This is a genomic window from Frankia sp. AgKG'84/4, from assembly GCF_023242965.2.
Taxonomy (GTDB): Bacteria; Actinomycetota; Actinomycetes; order Frankiales; family Frankiaceae; genus Frankia.
In genome coordinates this window covers 1-4,638 of record NZ_JALKFU020000423.1, presented here as the reverse complement: position 1 = coordinate 4,638, position 4,638 = coordinate 1, and the positions used below count along the sequence as shown (strand labels likewise).

The window sequence follows — 4,638 nt, the reverse complement described above, 5'->3', positions numbered from 1 at the left end:
GAACGGGACCGGGCGCCACGCCGGGCGCGGCGGCGGCCTGGGTGGGCACGGCGGCGAGCGTGGGCACGACCGTGGTGTCCGCATGCGCGTACACGATCAGGTTGCTCAGGTAGTGGTGGGTCTTGTAGTCAAACGCGCCACCACACGTGATCAGGCGGAGCTCGGGCCGGTTCACCGGGCCGTAGACGCGCTGCGTGGGGAAGGTTGCCTTCGTCACCTGCTCCGACCGATCGACGATGAAGGCCTGCGAGGTGCCCGACGCCCCGGCGACCTCGACGCGGTCGCCGGGGACGAGCAGCCCCAGCCGGTAGAAGACCGCCGGGCCGGTGGTGGAGTCGTAGTGTCCGACGAGGACGGCCGGCCCGATCCCGCCGGGCGCCGGGCCCCGGTCGAACCAGCCCACGTCCCCCCACCGCGTCGGGACCTCGATGGAACCGTCCGGGGCCAGGCCGAGGTGCGTGACCGGCGCGTCGACACCCAGGCGGGTGATGCGCAGCCGGTTCGGATCGCTGATGACGACGGCCGGCCGCTGGAGCACCGGCGGCGCCGCGCCGCCCCGTCGGCCCGGCTGTGTGCCCGGCGGCGGATCACGAAGAGGTCGACCACGGCCACGGCGGCCAGCAACGCGAGGAACGCGGCGGCACCCGGATGACCGCTCGCCGCGGACAGGCCGGCCGTGACCCCGCAGAAGGCCAGGCCGAACACGGCGAGCACGCCGCGCAGCGCGAGGGCACTGCGTGCCGGCGGCCATCCGCCTGACCCGCCGGACGAGCGGAACGGGTGCCGCCAGCTCCGGCGCGGGAGGTCTCCTCGCTCGCGCTGGCGCGGCAGGGAGCTGGTCACGGTCCTCGGCATGCCCTTTCCGCGGCGGCGCGAACCGGCCGTGCGGGGCCGGTCCCGGCGTGGCTGGCCGCCTGACCCGCCCTCCGGTGGCCGTGCCCGGTGCAGACGCCGGCTCGTCCGCTCGGCCGGACCGGGCCTGAGAGGATGTCAGGGTGACAGCCCCGAGCGAACCCGGCATCCCACCCGGACCGGCCGGCGGACCAGTGGTGGGGGCGTCCGCGTTCGCGGCAGCGGCCCCAGCCGGGCCGGCGGTGCTCGGCCAGACGCGGCTGCCGCGCCAGCAGGCCCCGATGAGCGACGAGGCCCAGGCGGAGCGTGACATCCGTCGGGACGCCACGTCCGTCGCCGACCTGCTCGGCCTCACGGTGGGCGCCGAGGACCGCCGCGGCGCGTTCGTCGCGGCACCGCATCTGCTCAACTCCCGCGGGACCCTGTGGGGCGGTTGCGGCCTCGCGGCGGCCATCGCCTTCACGCAGGCCCGCGGCGCCCGGGAGTGCGTGTGGGCGCAGGCCCAGTTCGTCGGCCCCGTCCTCGCCGGCGCGACCGTGCGGCTGTGTGCGGACGCGGACGGTGGGCTGACCCAGGGCGCGGTCCGGGCGACGGTGGACGGGCGGACGGTGTTCCGGGCGGGGGGGACGTTCGGCCGGGCGACCGGGTCCGTGACCCGGTTCGCACCGTCCGGCTCCTGGGCGCCCGATCCGCTCGACTGCCCGCCGCGGGAGTATCCGGACTGGTTGACCTTCCCGCGCGACGGGGTGCTCTCCCTGGTCGAGCAGCGGTGGGCTCGGCCGCCCCGCACCGTGCTCGACGGGACGCCGGGCACTGGCCGCAGCGCCCTGTGGCTGCGCCTGGTGCCGCCGCTGCCGCTGACCGGCGCCGCACTCGCGTTGCTCGCCGATTTCACTCCGGTCGGCCTCATCGAGGCCATCGGGGACATGTCGATGGGCACCAGCCTGGACAACCAGCTGCGTGTCCTCGCCGTGCCGGCCGGGGAGTGGATCCTGCTGGACGTGCGGGTGGAGGCCATCGTCCGCAACGTCGCCCAGTTGCGCGCGCGGATGTACGACGCCTCGGGTGCGCTGGTCGCCACCGCCGGCCAGGCGGCTCTGGTCCACCGGGTGCGACCGCCGGGCGGTGGCGCGCCCGGTATGCGATGACCTGCGGTTTTACGCGGTCGGTCGGTCAGTGGATTGAAACCGCTGTAAGCGGGTAACTGCTCCAGATCCAGCCGTCGTGCTCCGGCTGCCCCGTCGTCGCCGCACCGCTCTTCATGACAAGGTAAGAGTGGTGGACTGACAGTCGGGTGCCGAATTCGCCCGCCGATGGATGACGGCTGTGCGTCCGGCGGCACCTCGATGTGCTTCTCGAAATATCGATGTGTGCGCGTTGACGCTGTCGGGAATCCGGTTATCCGCCGTGTGGCCAGGGGCCGCGAGGTCGGATGCGTCCGTGCTCGTTACTGTTGGTCCGTGCTCGTTTTGGTGGCTGAGGGTCGGCTTGGACCGTGCACTTCGGATCTCATTGCCGTTCGTGATATCAACCCGCCGGCAAGCCGAATGCCGTCACAACCTGCAACGTCGTCGTTGCTTATTGACTGACGCGCCAAGCCCCTAACACGTGCCCTGGAATCCCCCGCTAGAGTTAGCCCTCACCCCGAGGTCAATCGCCCGATGCCCAGGCCGGGTCGCCAATGCGCCGGCCCTCGCGTTGTCGTGTGTGGCCCTCCCGGGGGCAAGTCCCGTGAACTCGAACCACTCACCCCCGCACATGAGGCGCCCACCTGACGGGTGCCGGACGAGAGGACCGGATGCTCCAGAATTGGCCCATCCGCTCGAAGCTCGTGGTGATTCTCGTCGTCCCCCTGGCCGCCTTGGCGGTGCTGAGCGTGATACAGGTGCGGGGGAACGTCGACAACGTACGGGCCGCGAACCGAATCAAGTCACTCGCCAGCTTCTCGATCAAAGCAAACGACCTGGTAGCGGCGTTGCAGACCGAGCGGTTCGCCACGAACTCCTATGTCGGCTCGAACTATCTGGACGCCACCCGGGGACAACTGGCCGTCGACGCGCGCGTCCCGGTCGACCAGGCGCTGGCGACCTATCGTGCGGGTGAGACAGTCCTGCCCTCGAGCGCTCGGGACCCGCTGGCGACGACGCTGGCGGCGATCTCGACCCGGCTGGACAAGCTGCCGGCGCAACGCCGGGCGATCGATGCCCGCGAGGCGCGGGTAGACCAGAACAACACCTACTACAACGACTTGGTCGACGACCTCCTGTCGCTCAACGGCCGGGTCGCGCTCGGCAGCCACAGCGCGGCCCTGGTCAATGGGGCGGCCACGCTCGCCGCCATCTCGCAGGCCAAGGAAGAAGCCGCCCAGCAGCGCGGCGCCGTCGCCCGAGTGATCATTCTGGGGCAGCAGGACCCGCTGACGCTGCATCAGATCGAGAGCTCGGCCGGTGCCGAGGACGCATGGCTGACACAGTTCCGCACCACCGCGACCACGGACGAACAGGCGTACTACAACGCCACAGTAGGCCGTACACTGTCGGCCGCGACGGCAATTCGTGACACGACGGTGAACGCTGTGGTGTCCAACCAACCCGTGACGACCACCCAGCAGGCCTGGCTCCAGGTCGTCGGGGTTAAGATCGACGCGCTGCACGAGGTTGAACTCCGGATCGCCAACGATTTGGGTGCGACCAGCTCGGACATCTCTAGTTCAGCTACCCGTGACGCGCTGTTCGGCGGCATTGGTGTGACGTTGGTCCTAATTCTGTCGATCACCATTTCGCTACTCGTCGCGAGTCCGATGATCCGGCATCTGCGGAGACTGCGGCAGGGTGCGCTCGAAGTCGCCACCGACCGGCTTCCCGGCGTTGTCGAGCGGCTTCACCGCGGCGAGCAGGTCGACATGTCCGCCGAGATATTCCCCGTAGATGTAAAGAGCACGGACGAGATCGGCCAGCTCGCTGATGCGTTCTCCACGGTGCATGCGGTGGCCGTGCGCACCGCCGTGGAACAGGCCGCCATGCGCAAGAGCATCGGCGACACGTTCCTCAACCTCGCCCGTCGCAGCCAGGCACTCATTCACCGCCAGCTGAAGATCATTGACGGGCTGGAGCGCAAGGAGACCGACCCGGACGAGCTCGAGGAGCTGTTCCGCCTCGACCACCTCGCCACCCGCATGCGCCGCCACGCGGAGGACCTCATCGTCCTCTCGGGCTCCAAGCCCGCGCGAGGCTGGCGCCGCCCGGTCGAGATCAAGGACGTCGTGCGCGGCGCCGTCGCCGAGGTCGAGGACTACACACGGGTCAAGGTCATGCCCATCGACGGCGGGGCCATCAGTGGCCACGCGGTCGGTGACGTCATCCACATGCTCGCCGAGCTCATCGAGAACGCCACCTCCTTCTCGCCGCCCCACACACCGGTGCAGGTCAACGGGCACGAGGTCTCCAACGGCTTCGTCATCGAGGTCGAGGACCGCGGCCTGGGCATGAGCGCGCAGGAGTTCGCGGCCATCAACGAACGGCTGTCCGACCCGCCGCCGTTCGACCTGTCAACCAGCGAGCGGCTCGGGTTGTTCGTCGTCGGTCGTCTCGCCATCCGCCACGCGGTCTCGGTGAAACTGCGCCCCTCGCCGTACGGCGGCACGATGGCCATCGTGCTGGTGCCCTCCGGCCTGCTGCGCCGGCCGGACGAGGACGGCGACGCGCGCCCGAACGGTGACGGCGCGACGGTCCGCTCCCTGCCCGCGCCCGCCGTGCCCGCGCTCGACGGCCCGCCCTTCGACGAGGA

The 4,638-nt window shown here is 70.6% G+C and carries 3 protein-coding genes and 1 pseudogene; 2 read left to right on the top strand and 2 right to left on the bottom strand.

Annotated features, from left to right (window positions below; translation table 11 throughout):
* Together MXD58_RS20455 and MXD58_RS20450 are read right to left on the bottom strand one after the other, a co-directional pair.
* Positions 1–538, bottom strand: a 538-nt coding sequence (locus MXD58_RS20455; RefSeq protein WP_250609744.1) for a class F sortase, incomplete at its 3' end; no start/stop codon positions are given.
* 92 nt (positions 539–630) lie between these two features.
* Positions 631–855, bottom strand: a pseudogene (locus MXD58_RS20450) (DUF6343 family protein); the annotation flags it as partial.
* Between the two features lie 140 nt (positions 856–995).
* On the opposite strand from MXD58_RS20450, the gene MXD58_RS20445 reads away from it, so the two are divergent.
* Both MXD58_RS20445 and MXD58_RS20440 read left to right on the top strand, forming a co-directional pair.
* The gene (locus MXD58_RS20445) at positions 996–2,000 is read left to right on the top strand and encodes an acyl-CoA thioesterase domain-containing protein (RefSeq protein ID WP_248837819.1); all 1,005 of its coding nucleotides are present in this window, start codon (positions 996–998) and stop codon (positions 1,998–2,000) included.
* A gap of 650 nt (positions 2,001–2,650) precedes the next feature.
* Positions 2,651–4,638 (top strand): sensor histidine kinase (locus MXD58_RS20440; protein ID WP_250609743.1); only part of this gene is annotated, 1,988 nt, incomplete at its 3' end.